The 23,094-nt window shown below is 40.7% G+C and carries 19 protein-coding genes and 1 pseudogene; 19 read left to right on the top strand and 1 reads right to left on the bottom strand.

Features of this window, described 5'->3' with window-relative positions; all coding sequences use genetic code 11:
- Window positions 1-99: 99 nt before the first annotated feature.
- Together AC1XUO_RS06425 and AC1XUO_RS06420 are read left to right on the top strand one after the other, a co-directional pair.
- Complete coding sequence (locus tag AC1XUO_RS06425) at window positions 100-3,276, top strand: chemotaxis protein CheB (protein ID WP_483328943.1); 3,177 nt, start codon at window positions 100-102, stop codon at window positions 3,274-3,276.
- A 1-nt stretch (window position 3,277) separates the two neighbouring features.
- On the top strand, window positions 3,278-4,291 hold the full coding sequence (locus AC1XUO_RS06420; protein WP_483328942.1) for a chemotaxis protein CheB: 1,014 nt from the start codon (window positions 3,278-3,280) through the stop codon (window positions 4,289-4,291).
- A gap of 152 nt (window positions 4,292-4,443) precedes the next feature.
- Here AC1XUO_RS06420 and AC1XUO_RS06415 read toward each other — a convergent pair whose 3' ends face one another.
- Window positions 4,444-5,457, bottom strand: coding sequence for an AI-2E family transporter (locus tag AC1XUO_RS06415; protein WP_483328941.1), 1,014 nt, complete (start codon window positions 5,455-5,457; stop codon window positions 4,444-4,446).
- Between the two features lie 216 nt (window positions 5,458-5,673).
- Here AC1XUO_RS06415 and AC1XUO_RS06410 point away from each other — a divergent pair, with 216 nt between their 5' ends.
- The 17 genes and pseudogenes from AC1XUO_RS06410 (at window position 5,674) to AC1XUO_RS06330 (ending at window position 22,764) form a co-directional block, all read left to right on the top strand.
- Window positions 5,674-8,325 (top strand): cation-translocating P-type ATPase, encoded by a 2,652-nt coding sequence (locus AC1XUO_RS06410; RefSeq protein ID WP_483328940.1) that lies wholly within the window; start codon window positions 5,674-5,676, stop codon window positions 8,323-8,325.
- 175 nt (window positions 8,326-8,500) lie between these two features.
- On the top strand, window positions 8,501-9,703 hold the full coding sequence (locus AC1XUO_RS06405) for an acetate/propionate family kinase (protein WP_483328939.1): 1,203 nt from the start codon (window positions 8,501-8,503) through the stop codon (window positions 9,701-9,703).
- 3 nt (window positions 9,704-9,706) lie between these two features.
- Window positions 9,707-12,094, top strand: coding sequence for a phosphoketolase family protein (locus AC1XUO_RS06400; RefSeq protein WP_483328938.1), 2,388 nt, complete (start codon window positions 9,707-9,709; stop codon window positions 12,092-12,094).
- A gap of 61 nt (window positions 12,095-12,155) precedes the next feature.
- A complete protein-coding gene (locus tag AC1XUO_RS06395; protein WP_483328937.1) occupies window positions 12,156-12,737 on the top strand; it encodes an HdeD family acid-resistance protein in 582 nt (193 codons plus the stop codon).
- Between the two features lie 125 nt (window positions 12,738-12,862).
- Window positions 12,863-13,330 (top strand): DUF1905 domain-containing protein, encoded by a 468-nt coding sequence (locus tag AC1XUO_RS06390; protein ID WP_483328936.1) that lies wholly within the window; start codon window positions 12,863-12,865, stop codon window positions 13,328-13,330.
- A gap of 207 nt (window positions 13,331-13,537) precedes the next feature.
- Window positions 13,538-14,044 (top strand): hypothetical protein, encoded by a 507-nt coding sequence (locus AC1XUO_RS06385; protein WP_483328935.1) that lies wholly within the window; start codon window positions 13,538-13,540, stop codon window positions 14,042-14,044.
- A gap of 4 nt (window positions 14,045-14,048) precedes the next feature.
- Window positions 14,049-14,522 carry a hypothetical protein gene (locus tag AC1XUO_RS06380; RefSeq protein ID WP_483328934.1) on the top strand — a complete coding sequence of 158 codons (474 nt, stop codon included), beginning with the start codon at window positions 14,049-14,051 and terminating at the stop codon, window positions 14,520-14,522.
- Between the two features lie 71 nt (window positions 14,523-14,593).
- Window positions 14,594-14,929 (top strand): hypothetical protein, encoded by a 336-nt coding sequence (locus AC1XUO_RS06375; RefSeq protein WP_483328933.1) that lies wholly within the window; start codon window positions 14,594-14,596, stop codon window positions 14,927-14,929.
- 175 nt (window positions 14,930-15,104) lie between these two features.
- Window positions 15,105-15,539: a Crp/Fnr family transcriptional regulator gene (locus AC1XUO_RS06370; protein WP_483328932.1), complete on the top strand. Its 435-nt coding sequence runs from the start codon at window positions 15,105-15,107 to the stop codon at window positions 15,537-15,539.
- 78 nt (window positions 15,540-15,617) lie between these two features.
- Window positions 15,618-15,917 (top strand): annotated as a pseudogene (locus AC1XUO_RS06365) (SDR family NAD(P)-dependent oxidoreductase); the annotation flags it as partial.
- On the top strand, window positions 15,893-16,057 hold the full coding sequence (locus AC1XUO_RS06360; RefSeq protein ID WP_483328931.1) for an SDR family NAD(P)-dependent oxidoreductase: 165 nt from the start codon (window positions 15,893-15,895) through the stop codon (window positions 16,055-16,057). The pseudogene AC1XUO_RS06365 and the gene AC1XUO_RS06360, both read left to right, overlap by 25 nt.
- 63 nt (window positions 16,058-16,120) lie before the next feature.
- Window positions 16,121-16,354 carry a hypothetical protein gene (locus AC1XUO_RS06355; protein WP_483328930.1) on the top strand — a complete coding sequence of 78 codons (234 nt, stop codon included), beginning with the start codon at window positions 16,121-16,123 and terminating at the stop codon, window positions 16,352-16,354.
- A 260-nt stretch (window positions 16,355-16,614) separates the two neighbouring features.
- Window positions 16,615-17,319 (top strand): hypothetical protein, encoded by a 705-nt coding sequence (locus AC1XUO_RS06350; protein ID WP_483328929.1) that lies wholly within the window; start codon window positions 16,615-16,617, stop codon window positions 17,317-17,319.
- A 497-nt stretch (window positions 17,320-17,816) separates the two neighbouring features.
- Entirely contained in the window at window positions 17,817-19,694 is a 1,878-nt protein-coding gene (locus AC1XUO_RS06345) for a PAS domain-containing sensor histidine kinase (RefSeq protein ID WP_483328928.1), read from the top strand.
- A gap of 487 nt (window positions 19,695-20,181) precedes the next feature.
- Window positions 20,182-21,084, top strand: coding sequence for an NmrA family NAD(P)-binding protein (locus AC1XUO_RS06340; RefSeq protein ID WP_483328927.1), 903 nt, complete (start codon window positions 20,182-20,184; stop codon window positions 21,082-21,084).
- Window positions 21,085-21,095: 11 nt separating this feature from the next.
- Window positions 21,096-21,833, top strand: a complete 738-nt coding sequence (locus tag AC1XUO_RS06335) for an SDR family oxidoreductase (RefSeq protein WP_483328926.1) — start codon at window positions 21,096-21,098, stop codon at window positions 21,831-21,833.
- 13 nt (window positions 21,834-21,846) lie between these two features.
- A complete protein-coding gene (locus AC1XUO_RS06330; protein WP_483328925.1) occupies window positions 21,847-22,764 on the top strand; it encodes a helix-turn-helix domain-containing protein in 918 nt (305 codons plus the stop codon).
- Window positions 22,765-23,094: the final 330 nt, after the last annotated feature.

The raw sequence follows: 23,094 nt of genomic DNA, 5'->3' as shown, positions 1-23,094 counted from the left end.
GCCATTCCTTTGCGAAGACTCATCCTTGATTTCTTTATTAATTCAAGATCGGCAGGAAAATGTCCTACCTTGTTGTCTCATAACCATATCCGTAAAAATATGTTCTACCCAGAACCGCATCACATCATTGCAATTGGCGCTTCTGCTGGCGGCCTTGATGAACTCAATACATTTTTTGACCACACTCCTTCTGATGGGGTTTCCTATATCATCGTTCAACATTTATCTGCGGAATTTAAGAGTCACATGGTTATACTGCTTTCCAGGCATAGCAAACTTGTGGTGCAGGAAGCAGAGGATGGTATGTTAATCAGGGTAAATCAGGTATATATTATTCCAAATGACAAATTCATGACCGTTCGTGGTCGTAGCCTATATTTAACCGATAAGAAGGACGACCGCGGTCCACACATGACAATAAACACATTTTTCACGTCACTTGCCGCAGATTATGGACCTAAGGCAATTGCGGTGATACTTTCCGGGCTCGGATCTGACGGAACCAATGGGGTTAAAGCTATAAAAAAAGCAGGCGGACTGGTGATTGTCAGGGAACCCGAAGGCACGGAATTCCACAGTATGCCAGCTAACGCGATCGCTACCGGAATGGTGGATTTCATTTTAGAGCCTGAAAAGATGCCTCCTGTGATAGAAGACTATGTGAAAAGGGAGCTGGATTTACTAGCCATCGGAATTCATGATGAGGAGCAGGTAGGTACAATTATTGAGCTTATCAACCACGAATTACCCCTTGATTTTTCGGATTATAAACATTCTACCATTTTAAGAAGAATAAAAAGAAGGGCAGCTTCCAATAACTTTGGCGAGTTGGGTGGTTATATAGAATTTATAAAAGCCAATCCTGGGGAATTGGAAGTACTTGCAAAGGATTTCCTGATCAGTGTGACCGGTTTTTTTCGGGATACGGAATCTTTTAACTTTATTGAAACCAGTGTAATTCCTGCGATCCTCGAGGATTTAGCTCCAAATCAGGAAATACGGATGTGGGTTACCGGATGCGCAACCGGTGAAGAGGCCTATTCAATGGCCATGCTGATTAGTGAACAGCTCGGAGAAAGGATTAATGACCATGTGGTGAAGATTTTTGCTACGGACATAGATAATGACGCTCTGGCTCAGGCTAGTAAAGGTTTGTACAAAGCCAGTACGGTGTCCAAAATATCCGGGCAACGACTAAATACTTTTTTCCAGGCAGAAGGTGAGGATTACAAGATCAGGCCTGGACTTCGTAAAATGGTTATTTTCGCCCAGCATGATCTGGTAAAGAATCCGCCTTATTGTAATATGCATTTTATAAGCTGCCGGAATGTTTTGATTTATATGACGCCAGCACTTCAAAAGAAGATTTACCTTATGCTTCTTTTTGGGCTTAAAAGACATGGTTTTCTGTTTTTAGGTTCAAGTGAAAATCCATTGCCAATTCTGCATAGTCTGAAAGTGGTCAGTAAAAAATTTAAAATCTACAAAAATGAGGAGGCGAACCAAACTGTTAGATTTGAATCATTTTCGCTTCCTGAGGTTTCCTATAAAAAGCGGGCAGATTTGACCCAACCTCAGGACCAAAACCAGAAGGCACCGGACCGGACACTTGGCGATGCTGTCAATGAGACTCTGATGAAGGATTTCGGGCAACTTGTTATCTGCATCGATCAAAATGAGAAGATTCTGAAGTTTTATGGGGACACTACAAAATTCCTGCTTCAGAAAATCATGACTACTGACTTTTGCGAGCTGCTTCCGCCGTCTTTGGCTGTAGCCTACAATGCCATTATCAATAAAGTTGTGCAAAACAAAGAAAGCGCTTCGGTCAAAGGGATTAAAATAAAACAGGGAGAGCAAATTGCCAGCGTGACTTTAACAATCAGCCCGATGATTTACAAAGGCCGCAACAACGGTTTTTTAGTCGTGCGAATTGCTGAGGAAATTAGAGAAGACGCGACTGAAAGTGACCAGCATGTTTTTAACGAAGAAATTTACCTCAACCAGTATACCCAAAGTCTGGAACAGGAAGTGAAAGAAATGAAGGAAAAGCTCGTGGCTTCAAATGAAAAATTGTATTCACTCGATGAGAATATGCAGTCTTTCAATGAAGAACTTCTTTCTGCCAATGAGGAAATGCAAAGTACGAGTGAGGAAATGCAGTCGATAAACGAAGAATTGCATACCATTAATTCGGATTATCAATTAAAAAATAAAGAGCTTTTAGAGCTTAACGATGACTTAAATAACTATTTCAGAAGCAATATCAACGGGCAACTCTTCATTGACGAACAGCTGCGGCTGATCAAATTTTCACCAGGTGCTGTTAAACTAATCAATCTACTTGACAGCGATTTGGGAAGGCCGCTTGGCAATATCTCAACGAATTTCAAGACCGAGACAATCATTGAAGACAGCATGTCGGTATTATCAGATGACACGGTCATCACTAAAGAAATTGAGACGAAGGATGGCAGATGGTTTCAGGTCATGACTATGCCTTATATCAAACAAATCAGCAATAAAACCTCTGGTGCGATCATCACTTTCAATGATATCACTGAACTCAAACAGATTCAGCAGGAACTTGATAAAAAAAATGAGGCATTGCTGCGGATCAATTCAGACCTTGATAATTTTGTCCATACCGCGTCTCATGACTTACTTGATCCACTAAACAGCATTGAAGGAAGTATTTCGCTGATGAATGCTATCGATACCAGCGACCCGGAAATAAAAGAAGTGTTGCCGATCATCAATGGCTCGATCAAAAAATTCCGCTCCCTAATCAGCGAAATAGCGGTCGTCGCTAAAATTGAGAACAATGCGCTTGAAACTGAGCCGGTAGATATAAATGACATGCTGGACAACATTGAATGGAGTCTCACAGAACGTATTAAATCCAATAAAGCAATGATCATACGGGATGTTCAGGTGAATCAGATCATCTTTTCCAAGAAAAATCTTAGAAGTATTCTGTACAACCTGATTGCAAACGGAATTAAATATCGATCTGACAGACAACCAGTTATCTTGGTTAAAATTATGGAAGAAGCAAATCAGACCATCCTATCCATAGAGGATAACGGAATGGGAATAGACCAGCATCATTTGAATACCATTTTTAATAAGTACATCCGCTTGCATACCGATGGCGATGGCAAGGGCATTGGACTATACCTGACCAACAAAATAGTGAACGCATCAGGCGGCAGGGTTGCTGTTGAAAGTGAACCGGATAAGGGCAGTAAATTTACAATCTACCTAAACAAATAACATGTCAAGCCACCCCAGATTTATTATCGTCATTGGTGCATCAGCCGGTGGTTTGAACGCACTTGCCGAAATGGTCCAGTCATTGCCGATTGGACTAGATGCCGCCTATTGTGTTGTCCTACACTTATCCCGAAAAGGGATTGGCGATTTTGTAGTTCACCGGTTAAATAAGGTAACCACACTGAATTGCAGTATGGCAGTAAACGGGGCTGAAATTGAAAAAGGCCATATATACGTAGCCCCACCCAACCACCACCTACTGGTAAAAAATGGTAAAATCCTGCTTGGGTCAGGTCCTCAGGAAAATCGGTTTCGGCCGTCTATTGACGTACTTTTTCGCTCAGCCGCTGTTGCATATACCTCACATGCTGTTGGTATTATATTAAGCGGTATGCTTGACGACGGGACCTCAGGCATGTGGGCAATTAAAAGAAGTGGTGGAATTTGTGTTGTTCAGGACCCGAATCATGCTGAATACCCGGACATGCCCCTTTCTGTGATCAATAATATGGAGGTAGACTACGTGAGTGAGCTTAGCGCAATGGGTGGTTTGGTGAGCCACATAACCAGCCTCGACAGAGGATCAACTATACCAGCACCCCGGGAAGTGATTTTGGAATCACAAATAGCTGAAAAAACCGCAGTAGGTATTGATGATGTTGAGCAAATTGCAGAAAAAAGTGTCTTTGCCTGCCCGGATTGCGGGGGTAATTTGTGGGCAGTAAAAGGTGATATTCTCAACCGGTACCGATGTCACATTGGTCATGCTTACACAGAACGTGATCTGGTTGTCAAACAAGCGGAAACAGCGAGTACCACTTTGTGGGTAGCCCTGCGGATGATGGAAGAACGTAAACATTTACTTCGAAAACTGGAAGTAGACTATGCACTGAAAGGATATACATCCTTGTCTCATGCACAATATGAAAAAAAAGATGAAATGCAGCGGCACATTGACACACTTAAAACGATTCTCGCCGATTTACAAAGTCATGATACCGATATGGCTTATTGAACGGAGATAGGTTTAAGTTAATATTAGATAATCGAAATGTATGCCGCCTGCAACTAGCTGCCACGGATTAGCTAATAACCAACGGACTGATAATGAAATTCAAAAGTTTGATAACAATCATAGTATTCTAACCTACCGCTACTACTTTAACTTCACTTATTCAACGAGCCAAACTCGCTGGCATAAATCCTGACCAATAACAGAAAATAACTGATCATAAGCGGGCCAAAAATAAAACCCCAGAAACCAAACAATTTCAACCCGACAATTAAACCAAGAACAGCAATAACCGGGTGTACATTACCAATTTTTTGAAGCAAAGTAACACGTGCCAGATAATCAACGTTACCTGTCACAACAATACTGTAAATCGCCAGGCCAATGGCTTTTCCACTTTCACCGGATGCATATAAAAAAATGATAAGCGGTATCCATATCAAGGCAGTACCGACAACAGGAAAAAACGCAAAAATGGCCGTAATAAAACCCCACAATAAATAGTCCTGGACACCAAAAATCCAGTATCCAAATATGGCAAACAGACCTTGAATGATGGAAATTAATGGAATACCCAGGGCATTGGCCCGGATCATGTTTTTGGTTTCTACGGCAAGTACTTCAACATTTTCTTCTTTTAGTGGTATAATCCCGGAAATCTTCCGTTCCATTTCAGTGCCATGGGTTAACATGAAAAAGAATAGAAAAAGGATCATTAGCAGATTGCCTGCCACGGATGCAGAACTGTTCAGGAAAGAAGGAATAAAATTCGTAATCAGTTTTTGTATTTCGCCAATGCTCTGGTCAGTCAGAAGATCAAAGCCTGTCCACTGTTTGATCTGAGCAGAAGCAGATTTAAAAACCACGATGATCTGATCAGAATTATTGATTAACACATTGACTTTTGATGAAATTAAATGGATTGCAAACGAGGCGGGCAAACCAATTCCAACGAGAAAGGCAACCAAAAACAGCATCGCAGTTCCCGCTTTGTTCCAATGTTTCCGGATGGTTAAGGAAAGGTACCACTCGCGGCTAAGAATATATAAGGTAAGTGCCCCCAAGAACCCGGGAAGAAAACCATATAGTTCAAATAAAAGCAGTAAACCCAAAGATGTGAGAATGACCAGTAATCCAATTTGTCTGACCTGATTGTTGAAAGTTGGCATCGTTATTGATAATGAATGCACAATAAAATAATAGCTTTTTATCAAGGAACGTCACATCTGTTGGTATATCAACTACAAATATTGAAATCCAGTTACTATTTCTCTACGTGATATGATTTAATTATTCAAAAGGTAATACAAGTTATCCTAAAAAAGTGCCAGGGTTTGTTTAATTTGGACAAAGAAGCTATAAATTTAATTAAGGTGATGTCAAATATGCCCCTCCAGAATACCTCCGGGAAGTCTGAAAAACTTTCTGCAACGGATATAAAAACCGGACTGACCACCGAAGAAGCGGATGCGCGGATTCAGCAGTTTGGCCTCAACGAGTTAGAACAGGTAAAACCGGAAAGTATTTGGTCCATCCTTCTGAGGCAAGTAAACAGTATAATCGTTTATATTCTGGCAGCAGCGGCGATCGTGTCCTTTTTCCTGGGAGATACCATCGAAGGCTTTGCCGTGATCGCGGTTATTCTGATCAATGCAATCACCGGTTTTGTACTTGAATACAACGCGCGTCAATCCATGGAAGCCTTGCGTAAACTGGATACTACGCCGGCCAGGGTGCTGCGCGATAAAAAGATTACTGAAATTCCATCCGACCAGGTAACAATCGGTGATATCCTGTTTTTGGAAGCGGGAGATCTGATACCTGCTGACGCGCTTATCCTGGAAGTCAACCAGCTGAACATTGACGAATCTGCATTAACAGGCGAATCTGTTCCTTCCCAAAAAACTACCGACAAATCCCCCGAAGACGCGCCACTGGGCGACAGGCACGACCGGCTATTTAAGGGAACGGCCATCACCAACGGAAATGCAAAAGCAGTCGTAACCAGTATTGGGCAGGCCACTGAACTGGGCAAGATCGCCACGATGGTGAGCGAGGCAAAACGCACGGCTACACCACTGGAAGCAAAACTGGATTCTTTGGGAAAAGTACTGATCTGGGTCACGCTTGGTATGGCGACGCTATTTTTAATCGTCGGTTTGTTAAGAGGACAAGAAATTAAACAGTTGATAGAAACGGCAGTCGCACTGGCCATTGCGGCTATTCCGGAGGGTATGTCGGTGGTAGCAACGGTTGCGCTGGCTTACGGAATGCTTCGACTGGCTGAGAAAAAAGTGATCGTAAAACGTTTGTCAGCCGTTGAAACTTTGGGCGGTACGAACGTAATTTTTACTGATAAAACCGGGACGCTCACCCAGAATAAAATTGAAGTACATACGCTTCGTGCGGCTGGAAAAGATTTTATTGTCAAAATCGAAACCAAACATGAAGGTGTTCAAAATCTGGCAGTTACGGAGGGCGATCAACAGCTTTTTCACTCGATAGAATTTGAAATGCTAGCCCGGATCGGCGCATTGGTCAATAATGCACAACTGACTTCCAAAAAATCAGATCGGAAAGAACTGGGTGATCCTGTGGAAGTCGCACTACTCTCCTATGCACGTGCCGCCGGCATCGATCTGCATCAGTTGCATAAGGATTACAATCGCCAGGCTGAACAGGCTTTCAGCTCTGATACGCGGATGATGGCAACGCTGGATCAGGTTGGAACTAAATATTTTATTGGTGTAAAAGGAGCCGTTGAAGAAGTTTCTGCACTTTGCCATTGGAACAGTCAGGAAGACCGGGACAAAGAACTCGAAGTGTCTGAGCTCATGGCTGCGGACGGACTTCGGACACTTGCTTTCGCATACCGGGAAACGGAAAACAAACCAGGCGAAAATTTCACAAAAGATGAAAAACTGACGTACGCCGGTCTGATCGGATTTCTGGATCCGCCGCGAAAGGAAGTGATTAAATCGTTAACAGCTTGTCACGAGGCTGGAATCAAGGTCATTATGGTGACTGGAGATCATCCTGCGACATCGCTGAAAATTGCCAAACAGGTCAATCTGGTTGGGGAAGATGAGAAACTGGTACTGACCGGGAAAGACCTTGAATCATTCGATTTTTCATCCGCTGAGGATCAGAAAAAAATGATGGATTGCCATGTTTTTGCAAGGGTAAATCCTGCCCAAAAACTGGATATGATCGATTTTTACCAAAAACAGGGAGACATTGTCGGCATGACCGGCGACGGGGTGAATGATGCGCCCGCGTTAAAAAAATCAGATATAGGCATTGCAATGGGCCTGCGCGGGACAGCCGTTGCGGCGGAAGCTGCGGATATGGTTTTAAAAGATGATTCGTTCGCCTCTATTGTTCATGCGATTGAACAGGGACGTGTCATTTTTGAAAATATCAGAAAGTTTATCGTCTTTCTCTTGTCCTGTAACATGAGTGAGATTTTTGTAGTTACTTTTGCCGGTTTCCTTAATGTGGGAAGTCCACTCCTTCCGCTGCAAATTCTTTTCATAAACATCATTACAGATGTTTTTCCCGCACTCGCACTCGGCGTTGGAAAGGATAATAAAAAATTGATGAAATCTCCGCCAAGAGACCCTAAACAACCGATTCTGGAAATGGCCGACTGGAAACGAATTGTTTTTTACGCCCTGGTTATGACCATTTCCGTACTGGGAGTTTACTGGTATGCCATCAATCAACTGGGATATAGTCCGGAAGAAGGAAATACGATTACATTTTATGCACTTTCTCTGGCACAGCTGCTGCATGTATTTAACATGTACTCAGGCAAGCTTCGTTTTTTTAATAATGAAATTACAAGGAACAAATTTATCTGGATGGCACTTGCATTATGTATTCTGGTCATGTTTGTTACGTACTATGTACCATTTTTCCGCCAAATACTATCGCTTCAAATACTTGACGTTCGGGCACTTGAATTAATTTTAGCTGCCGGGATTATTCCTGTTTTTGTAATACAGAGCGCGCGGATATTTTTCCCGATAAAATAGCGATAGTGCTTTTATGATCTGTGATAGATGTAACTTTTAACAAAAAATCTATAACATTTTACACCTGCCGTTTGCTTTTCTTGACAAGTGAAATTGGCATCCAAAGGACGTTCAGTGATTACCTAAATGGAAGTTGATTGAGGTTCATATTTTTGAAAACTAAATAGGCAACGAGGTGGAAACAGCAAATTACGGTTCTATCCTGACCATCAACGGAGGTTCGTCAAGTATCAAATTTGCCTTTTACGAAGTCCGGGAGGCACTAACGCTAATTCTTTCCGGACAGCTGAGGAATATTGGAAGTCAAAAGACGGCACCGGTATTGACTAACAGCACTTCTGATAATACTGAAACTGTTAAAATCCAGGAAAATACTTTTGAACACGCCATTGGATTTCTGATCGATTGGCTTGAAAACCGGCCTGAATTTTCCGTAGTTTCTGCCATCGGTCACCGAATTGTGCACGGTATGCAACACACAGACACACAGGAAATCACTCCTGAATTACTTGATTATCTCAAAAACATCAGCCCTTACGATCCGGAACATTTGCCAGAGGAAATCAAGCTGATTGAACTTTTCAGCAAAAAACATCCGGATTTAAAACAGATCGTTTGTTTTGATACCTCATTTCATACTGAAATGCCTGCTGTTGCAAAACGGATTCCGATTCCACGTCGATTTATCAAAAAAAATGTTCACCGTTATGGTTTCCACGGCCTCTCCTACGCTTACCTGATGCAGGAGCTTGAAAACCAGGCAGGCAAAAAATCCGCCAACGGAAAAGTGATATTGGCACATCTTGGAAACGGAGCTAGTCTGGCTGCTGTAAAACAGGGAAAAAGTATTGATACCACCATGGGTTTCACTCCAGCCTCCGGCGTAATGATGGGAACCCGCAGCGGCGATCTGGATCCCGGTGTTGCCTGGTATCTGATGCAGTTTAAAAAACTGAGTCCCAAAGAATTCAACCATCTGGTCAATCACGAATCCGGACTTTTGGGTATCTCCGAAACAAGTTCAGATATGCAGGAATTGATTAAATCCGAAGTTGCTGACCACCGTGCAGCCGAAGCGATAGAAATGTTCTGTTATCAGGTAAAAAAATCAATCGGTTCATTTGCCGCTGTGCTGGGCGGTGTTGATACCCTCATTTTCTCGGGAGGTATCGGAGAAAATATTCCTGAAATCCGTAGCCGGATTTGTCTGGATCTAGGCTTTTTAGGCCTTGAACTGGATGAAAAACTGAATCAGAAAAACGAGCAGGTTATTTCAACCGAAACCGGAAAAGTGATAGTACGGGTAATTGCAACCAACGAAGAATTAATGATCGCCCGGCTCGTCAGCCAGGTTTTAAATTACGCCAACAAACGATAAATTATGGAAAATGAAGAAACCGGTCTTGGAGAAAAAACTTTGAAGCCCGAATTGTTACGAAAAATGAACGCCTACTGGCAGGCAGCCAATTATTTGTCCGTAGGCCAGATTTACCTATATGCCAATCCGTTACTCAAAAAACCGCTGACGCTTGAACACATCAAGCCAAGACTTCTCGGTCATTGGGGTACCACGCCCGGACTGAATTTTATTTATGTTCACCTCAACCGTATCATCAAACAATACGATCTGAATATTATTTATGTAGCTGGTCCCGGGCACGGTGGGCCCGGATTAGTTGCCAATACCTATCTGGAAGGCACTTACAGCGAAGTATACCCCAATATCAGCGAGGATGAAAACGGGATACAAAAACTTTTCAAACAGTTTTCATTTCCCGGTGGCATACCCAGTCATGTTGCACCGGAGACGCCAGGATCTATCAATGAAGGAGGAGAGTTGGGTTATTCGCTCGTCCATGCATACGGCGCTGTTTTTGATAATCCATACCTGATCGCAGCCTGTGTGATCGGCGATGGTGAGGCGGAAACCGGTGCACTGGCAACAAGCTGGCATTCCAACAAATTCCTGAATCCTGTGCATGATGGTGCCGTTCTGCCGATCCTGCATTTGAACGGTTATAAAATTGCCAATCCTACTATTTTGGCCCGGATTCCAAAAGAAGAGTTGGAACAGCTTTTCCGTGGATATGGGTATAATCCATATTTCGTGGAAGGTGCAGATCCCGATACGATGCACGAATTGCTTGCTAAAACGCTGGATATCGTGGTGGAAGAAATCCGGCAGATCCAAAGCGACGCACGGGTTTATGGATATAAAAAACGTCCTGTCTGGCCGATGATTATTTTCCGCACGCCCAAAGGCTGGACTGGCCCAAAAGTGGTTGACGGACTGCAAATTGAAGGCACCTGGCGCGCACATCAGGTGCCGCTGGCCGAGCTTTCCGCAAAACCTGAGCATGTGCAAATGCTCGAAACCTGGATGAAAAGTTACAACCCGGAACTGCTTTTTGACGAAAACGGAAAACTGATCGCAGAACTTGCCGAACTGGCTCCCGAAGGCAATAGAAGAATGGGTGCCAATCCGAGTGCCAATGGAGGATCCCTGCTGGTAAACTTAAAAATGCCGGATTTTAAAGATCATGCTGTGGCCGTTACAGCGCCGGGAAATGTTACCGCCGAATCTACCTCGGTTATGGGCGGGTTTCTTCGGGATGTGATGAAAGCAAACTGGAACGAGCGTAATTTCCGAATATTCGGGCCGGATGAAACGGCTTCCAACCGCCTTTCTCATTTGTTTGAGATCACTGAACGAACATCTACCGCCGAAATAATTCCCGGCGAAAACCATCTTTCGCCCGATGGCCGGGTAATGGAAGTATTGAGTGAACACCTTTGTCAGGGGTGGCTGGAAGGTTATTTGTTGACAGGGCGGCACGGGTTGTTTTCTTGTTATGAAGCCTTTATTCACATCGTCGATTCGATGTTTAATCAACATGCGAAATGGTTACAGGTTTCGAGAAATCTGCCGTGGCGTAAACCAATTGCTTCGTTGAATTACCTGCTGACTTCACATGTCTGGCGACAGGATCATAATGGAAACAGTCACCAGGATCCGGGATTTCTGGATGTGGCGTCCAATAAAACGGCTGATATCGTCCGCATTTATTTACCGCCGGATGCCAATACGTTACTTTCCGTCACAGATCATTGTCTGAGAAGCCGGGATTATATCAATGTGATCGTTGCCGGAAAACAGCCTGAAATACAGTGGCTTGATATGGATGCCGCGATCAAACACTGCACAGCTGGTCTGGGAATATGGAAGTGGGCGAGCAATGATGAAGGTTTTGAACCGGATGTGGTGATGGCCTGCGCAGGAGATGTGCCCACGCTCGAAACAATTGCAGCTGTACAGATCCTCAGGGAACAATTACCGGAATTGAAAGTTCGGGTGATTAATGTGGTAGATCTGATGACACTTCAACCGGAAACCGAACACCCGCACGGCTTAAATGACCGGGATTTTGACATTCTTTTCACCAAAGACAAACCCATTATCTTCGCTTTTCATGGATATCCGTTACTGATCCACCGCCTCACCTACCGCCGGACAAATCACAAAAACCTGCACGTGCGTGGTTACAAGGGCGAAGGAACAACGACTACGCCGTTTGACATGGTGGTGCTTAATGATCTGGATCGGTTCCATCTCGTAAGCGATGTCATTGACCGACTGCCAGGTTTGGGTGCGAAAGGCGCCTATACCAAACAATATCTCCGCGACAAGCTGCTCGACCACAAAGCTTACATTAAGATGCACGGCGAGGATATGCCTGAAATTCTCAACTGGAAATGGAATTTGGATTAACTAGGAAATTAATAATTACCAATAAATTTTTCAACAAAACTTCCGACAGGGATCAGCCATAATGCAAGATATTATTGAAGAAAAAACACATCTCATTCACCACTGGTGGATGTTCCTGCTTTCAGGAACCTGCATAATTGTTTTCAGCATTTATGTCGCTATAAACCAGTCCTTGACTTATGACCAGATAAGTATCATTTTCGCAGCTTTGCTTTTTATAACAAGTCTGCTGGAACTTGCTTTTTGTGTACTTAATCGTAAATGCTTCAGCGGCTGGGGCTGGTATCTGACAGGTGCGACGTTAGATTTGATCCTGGCGGTATTATTTTTTACAAATTCGATACTCGCTGCCATTTCATTGCCACTTTTAGCAGGGTTCTGGCTGCTGATCCGAAATGCAGTCATGATCGGAAGGTCGGTTTATGTGAAGAAAAGAGGCCATCCAGAATGGCCCTGGCTGCTGTTTTGGGCCGTAACGGGATCCTTCTTCTCGATCATCAATATCTACAACCCCATCTTTGGAGAAGATCGACGGGTGATCTGGACCGCCGCCGCATTGTTCACGGTTGGTATATTCTACCTGCACTTTGGCTGGTTGGTCCGGAACAGGGTTGGCTGGCTTGATCGGCGGAAGCTGAAGTAATTCGGATATTATTGGCTTAAAATATTCGCTTGTTAATTGTAACAGCACAGAAAAATACCAAACGTCCGAGATTATTTTTGTATGTTTCACTTAGGAGCGGATAGCCTAAAGACAACCCCGACCAAATGGAATATTTAGTAAAAGACCAAAAACTTGAATTGAAATATGAACCTGGCAAAGGTGCCTGGACGTACCATATTCAAATTCCTGACACAAAACATATAGTAGGAAAATGGGGTTCGTTAAAGGTTTCGGGTACAATTGACGAATATAAAATTGAAAGCATAAACTTGTTTACCATAACAGGACAAGACAAATTAATTTCAATAAATGAGAAAATCAGAAAAGCGATAAACAAAAGTGGTGGCGACATTGTTACAGTAACACTTTATCTGCTGCCATTAGCAAATCAGATTACAGGAAAGGAAATTTTAGAGGCTTTCGAAGAATCGGGTGTATTAAAACCATTCAAGAAATTATCAGAAGATGATAGAAAGCAAACTATAGAAAAAATTACTTTTCAGAAATCCGAAGACAAACAAATAAAGATGATTTTGAAATTCGTCGACCAGTTAAGTAAAAATAATGGTTAAGCAGAGTTCCGTCAGTGACATCAGCAAAATCACAACATCAAAAATTTTTAAAAAACTTTTCCAGAAGATTGCGGGGAGCAGGAAAACTTGCAATTCCGCCAGAAGAATATATCGAGCATAATCCGGCCAAGGGACTGTGAAAGGTTTTTAAAATACTATTATACATTTTGTATAATTTTCGTTATCTTCGTATCAGATCTATTGAGAATGAAAGTAAAGATTTTCAGAATTTCTGATAGGCAGACAATTGAGGCGCAAATAATCCAACCCTCTGGATTATCATTACCATCTATAACCGATGGCTGGCGTTTTAACTTTAAAAAACATTCAAAAAGAGCTGGTTTTCAAACCTATATCTTAGTCAAAGAAGCGACCCCGAAAATTATTGAGGGATGTCTCACGTTTCAATTAAGAGAGATTGTTGAACCGTATATGGCATATATTGAAATTGCCCCTCACAACAAAGGCAAAACTAAAATACACGATCATGTTGCAGGATGCCTAATAGCATTTGCATGCAGACTAAGTTTCATTTATGGTTTGGAACATTTCAAGGGCTGGCTAGCGTTCGAGGTTATGGAAGAAAATAAGGAAGACGAATTAAAATTGATGGGTGTTTATTGTGAAAAATACGGAGCATTGAAATGGAGAGACAAAACAATGGTCATAAGTCCCGAGGCTGGTGAACAATTAATCACAAAATTTCTAAACTAACATCATGAAAAACAAGGAAATTGAGGTCACAGAAATTTGGAATGATGATAAAATAAAGTCTTTAAAAGAATTTATCACTTCTCATTCAGAAAAACAATCAAAAGAGCAAAAGTTGAGAAACGAATTGTTGGCTATACAATACAGAATCGAAGATTATATTGAATCCGACCACATTTCTGACAGGTTAAGGGTTTTGGACTTTGTAAAATTATATCTTAAAACATTTAACGTAACTCAAAAAAAACTGGCAGATTTATTTGAAATGAAGGATAGTAATCTTCATAAATACCTGGTTGGAGAAAGAAAATTAAATGCAAACATCGTATTAAAATTGAGCTCATTCTCAAATTTAGATCCGGAGTATTGGTTAAGGGTTGAAGTCAAAAATGAGTTAATCGAGATTAATAAAGAAAAGGAAAAAAGTAACGATTATCGAAAATATGATTATCGTAATTTGTTGATTTCTGCTGAGGGATAGCAAGAGGTATCAATTGTTATATATAGCAACAACCAAGCGCAAAAATCACTAAACAGGTTAGCCAAAAATAAATGAGTTATACACTTATATTTTCTGACAATCTATTATCACACTATACTTCTGATTTCAGACTTTCAAGTGTTACGGATATTCGTGGAATTACTTTATTAATCAAGGAATTAGTTGAGGAATTAGAATCGGGGAAGATTGAGAGCTTAAAAGAAGAAGCAATAAAACCGCGATTTATAAATACCTTTTTCGGAGACATTCTAGGTTTCAATTATGGAAACTCAAACAAGTGGCAATTAAGAGATGAAAAGAAATCAGTTGTTGATGGAACCAAACCAGATGCTGCATTAGGATACTTTTATATTAATGCTAAAAGCGATGATGTCAGAGCCAAATGACAAATCACGACCAGACGACATTTGTTAACTTGCGGTAATAGAAGCACTCATAAATTATTTACTACAATTTGGACACTTGAACCAACAGCAAATTGAGTTGGTAAAAAGTTAGGCATAGGCTACTGAACTGAAAAAAGACAACTACTTTTCCGAGGCGGGAAAAATCCCCAGGGAAGTGGCATTTTTGGTGGAAGGCATTTTCAGGGTTTGTTATTACAACAGCAAAGGCGAAGAAATTACAAAATATTTTATTGACGACAATAATTTGGTACTGGATCTCAACAGCTACAATCAAAATATTCCGTCTTCTGAATATTTACAGGCCGTAACAGGTTGCAGGCTTTTGATTTTTACGAAAGAAATATTGCAGGAATTTTCTCTGACTATTATTGGCTGGGATAATATCATCAATCAAATCACGACGAAGGCATTGGTGGAAAAGGTAAATAAAATCAGCCCCATACCGGCTGAGGATGCAACCGTTCTATGCCTGTCTTTTCTTGAAAAATTTCCTACACTTGCCAACCGGATTCCCTTGTCGTATATGGCTCGCTATTTGGGCATTACACAATCTTCGTTAAGCAGAATCAGGAAAAATATAAGCATCTGATTTGTTTTTTGCCAAATGGCAAATACAGCCCAAAATCTCATTCTAAGCTTTGTACTTCACAATTCAAACGAATAGAAAATGAAGACTGCATTGATCACCGGAGCAAACAAAAGTATTGGATACGAAACCGCAAAACGACTTTCTAAAAACGGTTTCTTTGTTTATTTAGGAATACGGGATATGAAAAACGGTCAAAACGCAATTGAGAAATTAATAAGCGAAGGCTACGAAATTCTGGAAGTTGTTCAAATGGACATAGCAGATTTAAATTCAATTCTTCAAGCAAAAGACAAGATTGAAAAACAAAGTGAGCATTTAGATGTTTTGATCAACAATGAAGGTATCGGCAGGCATTGCCGCAAAATACCTCAAATGCGGACATTGACGACATCCATAAAACGTTTGACACCAATTTTTTTGGTACGATCAATGTCGTTCAAACTTTTCTCGATTTGCTGAGAAAATCAGATAGTCCACGAATTTTCAATGTCACCTCTGGATTGTCTTCGCTGACTTAGCAAAGTGCCCCTGACTGGGAATTTGATGCTTAAAAAGGCGCTTCTTACGGTCCATCAAAAATAGTGCTAAACGCCTATACCATACCGTTGGCGAATGAATTAAAAGATTCCGCTTTCAAGATTAATGTTGTTAATCCTGGTTTCACTGCTACGGATTTTAACCAACACAGAGGTAAAGGAAGTATTGAAGACGCCGTAGATTTTATAGCTAAATATGCATTATTAGACGCGGATGGTGAGACATGGAAATTTTTCAGTAAAGAAATTAAGGAAGAAGGCAATCAAAGTCAGTGGTAATTTCAATAACACGATAAAAAGCGGTTTGAAACATTTTACTGCTGCAAGTGGGGCGACATTTAAAAATATCCTGCTTGCAGCAATATGTGCTCATTTTTTAAAATGATTTTGGCATGATGAAAATGCATAGCGTCAATATCAGATAATACCGATTCCTTTAATTAATCAGGCTTTTTCATTAAATTCCCCATCAAAATTCCACCGTTCCAAACCGCTGGCTGTGAGTATACTGCGAAACGCCAAAAACCAGGAAATAATTAATGATAGAAAATCTGCCAGCATACATTCCACTGACTTTTGGCTTGACAACAGTTGCGACTTTATTCCTTTTTATTTGGACAATTAGAAACTCAAATTCTGAACTGACACGAAAAAAAGCAATGCCAATTTTTATCGGTTTGACAATTTGGTTGACAATTCAAGCGGTTTTGACTTTAAAAAATGTTTACAACTCTGACATAAACACTATTCCACCCAAAATTATATTGACAGGAATTCTGCCAACAATTTTGACAATTATTTTATTATTCGCAACCTCAAAAGGCAGACAATTTATTGACAGTTTACCACTTAAAAATTTGACTTACTTAAACATTGTGAGATTACCAGTAGAGATAATTTTGTTTTGGCTTTTTCTCAACAAAGCAATTCCAGAACTGATGACTTTTGAAGGGCGCAACTTTGACATTCTTGCTGGAATTTCTGCGCCACTTATTGCGTACTTTGGACTGACAAAAACAAAACTGAGCCGAAAAAGAATTTTACTATGGAATTTTATTTGCCTTGGACTTTTAGCAAATATTGTTGTGAACGCTTTATTTTCGGCTCCTTCACCAATTCAAAAATTTGCTTTTGACCAACCGAATATTGCAATATTGAATTTTCCATTCAGTTGGTTGCCGACATTTATTGTTCCAATTGTTTTATTTGGACATTTAACATCAATCAGACAATTATTAAAATAGAAAATAAAACGAACGAAAAAACAATGAGCGGCCAACAGAAATTTGGCAAAAAAGCGGGCTCGGTGCTTAAATGAAGCTTTGTACTTCGAATCAAATTAAGCACTGTTTTTTTCAGAACGCTTTTACAAATTCATTTGGCCAGCCCTCAAAGAAGACAAAAAGAAATGAAGGTTTTAATAATTATGAGTGGCGACTGAAAAACGTTCAAATTGTTCATTACGTTTTTGACAGGTTTGGACCCGCAGAACATATGAGAATTAAAAAGCTAAAATGGTAACCAAACTAAACTGACCATTCAACGTGGATGAATAAGCCCGAATCGCTATCAACCGCTATGCGTCAGGCGGGCTGAAGGTCAAAATTCAACAGTAGTTTTCAATTGAAATTTAGTAATTACATCAGCTTTTGTGCTTCTATTTCCCGCCATTACGCAAAGCCCAAAACCATTACCAAACACGTTAAAACTCATCGTTAAGACAGAAAACCAGATTCCATTGATGAATGACAATTACTTAAAGTCTGAGCTTTATAATTCCATTAAAAACAACGAACAAATTTTTGATTTTATTCAGGATAATTGTTTGGATGGGCTTTGGTATTGGGATTTGGAAAAACCCGAAAACGAGTGGATGAACCCTCGATTCTGGCACACCTTAGGTTACCACCCGAATGAAATGCCTCATTCGCCAAGTGCGTGGCAACACATTATTAATCAAAACGATTTACAAGTTGCCATGGATAATTTTCAAAAACATTTGGCTGAAGACATCCATCCATACGACCAAATCGTCAGGTATCGGCACAAAGAAGGATACACCGTCTGGATCAGATGCAAAGGGAAAGTCATGCGAGACGAACAAGGCAAACCAACGCGTATGCTGGGCGTACATAGTGACATTACAGATTTCAAGAAAAAAGAAATACGATACAGATCGTTAATAGAAGGAACCAATGTGGGTACCTGGGAATGGAATGTGCAAACGGGTCAAACGTTATTTAACGAGCGTTGGGCGAATATAGTGGGATATACCCTTGCCGAGTTGGAACCAATAAGTATAGAAACCTGGATAAAATTAGCTCACCCGGATGATTTAGCGGAATCCGGCAGACGATTAAATGAGTGCTTCGAAAAAAAGACTGAGTATTACGATTTTGAAGCTCGTATGAGACACAAAGACGGGCAATGGGTTTGGGTGTTTGATCGCGGTAAAGTATTTGAATGGACAGAAGATGGCAAACCATTGATGATGTATGGAACCCACCAGGATATTAACGAGCGAAAGAAAAAAGAAGAAGAACTCAGAATTAGCGAGGAAGCTTTTAGAGGAAATTTTGAGAATGCCGCCATCGGCATGGCGCTGTTAGATTCAGATGGCAAATGGCTTAAAACAAACAAAAAACTTAGCGACATTGTAGGCTATTCCGAAGAGGAGTTATCAAAACTCACTTTTCAAGATATTACTCATCCCGAAGATTTGGACGAAGACCTAAACCTTCTGCAAGAATTAGTGCAGGAGAAAAGAAGCCATTATCAATTAGAGAAACGATACTATCACAAACTTGGCCATATTGTTCACATTTTTCTGGCCGTATCAATGGTGAAAAATAAAGAGGGTGAGGTGCTCTATTTTATTTCTCAAATTATTGACATTTCGGCATCAAAAAAGACAGAGCATGAAATTAAATCGTTGCTGACTATCACCAACGAGCAAAATGCAAGGCTGCGAAATTTTGCCTACATTGTATCGCACAATTTAAGATCACACAGTGGCGGAATCTCAGGCATATTAGATATACTTAAACTTGAATATCCGGACCTAGCAAGCAACGAATTGGTTGTGCTGGCCACACAGGGTGCGGCGAATTTACTACAGACAGTGAAAGATTTAACCGAGGTGGTTCAGGTCAATATAACCGAGGCAAAGGTTTCAAAAATTAATTTGTATGATGTTATCCAAAAAAATATTGAAAGCCTCAATATGCAGATAACACAGGCTGGGATTGATATAAATAACAAAATAGATTGGCAAATAGATGTTAAGGGCGTACCAGCGTATGTTGATAGTATTGTACTTAATTTATTATCGAATGCCATAAAATACCGAAGCGATGAAAGAAAAAGTTACCTGAATATTGATGTAAAAATTACAGAATCTGAGGTAACTATTTTATTTGAAGACAATGGACTGGGTATCGACCTCCAACGAAATGGCGATAAATTGTTCGGAATGTATCAAACCTTTCACCAGCATGAAGACTCAAGAGGCGTGGGACTGTTTTTAACCAAAAATCAAATTGAGAGTATGGGTGGCAAAATAGAAGTACGTAGCGAGGAAAATGTTGGAACTACGTTTTCAATTACATTACCGGTTTGAAAATTAAAAAAGCATTTGTTTTCAGCAAAAAAGAATCTTGATACTTACCGGCCTTGTTGAAAAAAATTGGTTTGTAAAAATGGAAAGATGTATAGGACACATCCTACGGACAAGAAAAAAAGGATTGGGTTGTATCCATTATCAAGCAATCCAATTTAAATCAGATCGGAAGGTACGAGTTCAGACGCCGGGTATCGAACATTTTCCACGATTTACAAATACAAGTTTCTAAACACAAAAGCGACATCCGGAATCCATGGAACCGGCGCCGGAATGGTGGCATATGCTAAAAGTTCAGTGCCAATTTCGACCAGACCGAACCACATATTAATTTCAAAGAAGAACCTGACATGGGCTACTAATAGGAGAAAATATCCTGACTAGTCTATTAATTCTGATCCTCATTTTCGTTATGAATCCCCTCGATTAGGTTACTTCTGCTTTTGAGTTGTTGCTGAACTTTGCATCAAGGAAATAAATCAGAAATATGAACATCGTAATCACAGGTTCCTTGGGGAACATTGGAAAACCGCTTACAGCAGAACTGGTCCAAAAAGGACATGTTATAACGGTTATCAGCAGTAAAACCGAAAGACAAAAAGACATTGAAGCGTTAGGAGCCAAAGCATCCATCGGATCGATGAAGGATGCGGATTTCCTTACCAAAACGTTTACCGGAGCAGATATCGTCTACCTTATGGAAGCCTGGGAAGGCATCGGCAGCATCTTCGACAAAGACATTGATTTCATGGCCGGGTTTCATGAAATTGCCCATAACTATAAAAAAGCAGTTATAGCTTCCGGCGTAAAAAATATTGTCCATTTAAGCAGTGTGGGCGCGCATAGCGCAACCGGATATGGATCACTTTCGGCTCATTATGACGTTGAAAATATCCTGAAACAGCTTCCCGATGACGTTTCCATCAAATTCATGCGCCCCGTTGGTTTCTACACCAATTTATTCAGGTCACTGAAAACCATTCAAGAAAAGGGTGCCATTATCTCTAATTACGGTGGTGATAAAAAAGAGCCGTGGGTTTCTCCGTTGGATATTGCATCTGTAATAATTGAAGAAATGGAATTGCCTTTTCAGGGCAGAACGGTTCGTTACATAGCGAGCGATGAAGCCTCGCCGAATGAGATTGCCAAAATTTTAGGAGAAGCGATCGGGAAACCGGATCTGAAATGGGTGGAAATTTCTGATGAACAGATGTTGGATGGAATGTTGGCGATGGGTGTGAATCCGAAAATTGCCAGCGGCATGGTCGAAATGCAGGCAAGTCAGCGCAGTGGTTTATTATTTGAAGACTTTTATCGCCATAAACCTACGTTTGGCAAAACAAAACTTACCGATTTTGTAAAACAGTTTGCTCTGGTTTATAACAATTAATAAATGAAAAAATGAAAAACGTATTGATTACAGGAGCGAATAAGAGTATCGGTTACGAAACAGCAAGGCAACTTTTGCAAAACGGATACTTTGTTTTTTTAGGAAGCAGAAATTTTGATAATGGTTTGGAAGCGGTAGAAAAGTTAAAAGCTGAAGGTTTATCCAATGTGGAAGCCATACAACTTGATGTAACTGATGATGAATCTATAAAAACAGCTCGTGTTGAAATTGGTAAAAGAACAGAAGCTTTGGACGCGCTGATCAATAATGCCGGCATCAACGGTGGCTGGCCACAAGCTGCTCTGGAAGCAAGTATTGACCAGTTTAAACAGGTATTTGAAACCAACGTGTATGGTGTAGCGCGAGTTACACAGGCATTTATTGATATGTTAAGAAAATCGCCGCAACCACGTATCGTCAATGTTTCTTCCAGTGACTGCTCGCTCACCTTGCACTGCGACCCTACCTGGAAATATTATACGCACAAGGCCGCAGTTTACCCTGCATCAAAAGCAGCGCTGAACATGTATACCATCAACCTGGCCTACGAATTAAAAGACACAAAGTTTAAGGTAAATGCTGTTTGTCCTGGCTTTGTGGCAACCGATTTTAATGGTCATCGCGGGACAGGGACGGTTCAGGAAGCAGGTTCACGCATTGCTAAATATGCCATGATCGGAGAAGACGGACCGACAGGGAAATTTATCAGCGAAGAACATAACCCCGAAACAGGAGAATGTCCCTGGTAAATCGTAAACTTGCATGATGAAAAAAGAAGAAAATTCGTTTTATAAATTCGAATCTTTAACAGATTTCCATCGGGTGTTCGGGCTGCCAAAGCCCCTGCACCCGATGATAAGTTTCGTTGATTTGAAGGACATGATAATTCCGGAAAATGTATTGCCCGGCTCAATTATATTGAATTTTTATAAAATTGCTTACAAGACAAATACTTGCGGGAAAGCAAAATACGGGCAAAACTATTATGATTTTGGAGAAGGTGGTTTGGTTTTCACTTCCCCAAATCAAATTTTCGAAAGCCCCGGCAGTAACCAGGCGAGTGGTAATTTGTTACTTATTCATCCTGATTTCTTTTTGTCTTACCCTCTGGCGAAGAAAATTAAGGAATACGGCTTTTTCTCTTATGCTGCAAATGAAGCATTGTATTTATCAGAAAAAGAAAAAACTACCATTTTATCCATTTTCGCGATACTCGATGATGAGTTAAACAGCAGAATAGACGATTTTAGTCAGGATGTCATCATTTCGCAGATTGAGTTATTATTGAATTATGGAAATCGTTTTTACAAACGCCAGTTCATAACAAGGAAAGCCGTTAATAACGACTTGATACAAAAATTCGAGGAGATTTTAAGCGAATATTTCAGCAACGAAAAATCGATGATGTCAGGAATCCCTACGGTTCAAAATCTATCGGAACAATTACACATATCGCCAAGTTATCTAAGCGATCTGCTGCGTTCGTTTACGGGACAAAATGCGCAGCAACATATTCACAATAAACTTATTGAAACAGCAAAGGAAAAACTATCTGCTTCCAATCTATCAGTTTCAGAAATTGCTTATCAATTGGGTTTTGAGTTCCCACAATCATTTAGCCGGTTATTTAAAACAAAAACCAAACTTTCTCCGCTGGAATTCAGACAGACATTTAACTGATGAAAAGCAAACAGACAATCATTATCGTCAACAGTGGTTTTTGACAATTGATACTTTGAAGAAAACCCAGACGACTGGAAAGTGAACTTACTTCGTAAAAACTGGTATGATTTAGTTTAAAACACTATACAGGACACAGTCATGAAATATGCTATGAAAATAATTTTTTTGATCAGGCTCACTTCATAAAAGATTTCAGGCAGTTTACCGGCGACACGCCCGAAAATTTCAAACGCTTCTTGTAAAAAACGATTTTTTACAATGACAGGTATTTTAGCATTTCCATCTTTGTAGCGTAATCTAAAAGCGAAGACAGTGAAAATGAATCTA

The organism is Dyadobacter sp. HNCC25DJ186 (assembly GCF_056895235.1).
This window is presented reverse-complemented; position numbering and strand designations above follow the sequence as displayed.

Coding starts and splice junctions, on each gene's coding strand:
- AC1XUO_RS06425 (WP_483328943.1), top strand. CDS start 100: ATGTTCTACCCAGAACCGCATCACATCATTGCAATTGGCGCTTCTGCT.
- AC1XUO_RS06420 (WP_483328942.1), top strand. CDS start 3,278: ATGTCAAGCCACCCCAGATTTATTATCGTCATTGGTGCATCAGCCGGT.
- AC1XUO_RS06415 (WP_483328941.1), bottom strand. CDS start 5,457: ATGCCAACTTTCAACAATCAGGTCAGACAAATTGGATTACTGGTCATT.
- AC1XUO_RS06410 (WP_483328940.1), top strand. CDS start 5,674: ATGCCCCTCCAGAATACCTCCGGGAAGTCTGAAAAACTTTCTGCAACG.
- AC1XUO_RS06400 (WP_483328938.1), top strand. CDS start 9,707: ATGGAAAATGAAGAAACCGGTCTTGGAGAAAAAACTTTGAAGCCCGAA.
- AC1XUO_RS06395 (WP_483328937.1), top strand. CDS start 12,156: ATGCAAGATATTATTGAAGAAAAAACACATCTCATTCACCACTGGTGG.
- AC1XUO_RS06390 (WP_483328936.1), top strand. CDS start 12,863: ATGGAATATTTAGTAAAAGACCAAAAACTTGAATTGAAATATGAACCT.
- AC1XUO_RS06385 (WP_483328935.1), top strand. CDS start 13,538: ATGAAAGTAAAGATTTTCAGAATTTCTGATAGGCAGACAATTGAGGCG.
- AC1XUO_RS06380 (WP_483328934.1), top strand. CDS start 14,049: ATGAAAAACAAGGAAATTGAGGTCACAGAAATTTGGAATGATGATAAA.
- AC1XUO_RS06375 (WP_483328933.1), top strand. CDS start 14,594: ATGAGTTATACACTTATATTTTCTGACAATCTATTATCACACTATACT.
- AC1XUO_RS06350 (WP_483328929.1), top strand. CDS start 16,615: ATGATAGAAAATCTGCCAGCATACATTCCACTGACTTTTGGCTTGACA.
- AC1XUO_RS06345 (WP_483328928.1), top strand. CDS start 17,817: ATGAATGACAATTACTTAAAGTCTGAGCTTTATAATTCCATTAAAAAC.
- AC1XUO_RS06340 (WP_483328927.1), top strand. CDS start 20,182: ATGAACATCGTAATCACAGGTTCCTTGGGGAACATTGGAAAACCGCTT.
- AC1XUO_RS06335 (WP_483328926.1), top strand. CDS start 21,096: ATGAAAAACGTATTGATTACAGGAGCGAATAAGAGTATCGGTTACGAA.
- AC1XUO_RS06330 (WP_483328925.1), top strand. CDS start 21,847: ATGATGAAAAAAGAAGAAAATTCGTTTTATAAATTCGAATCTTTAACA.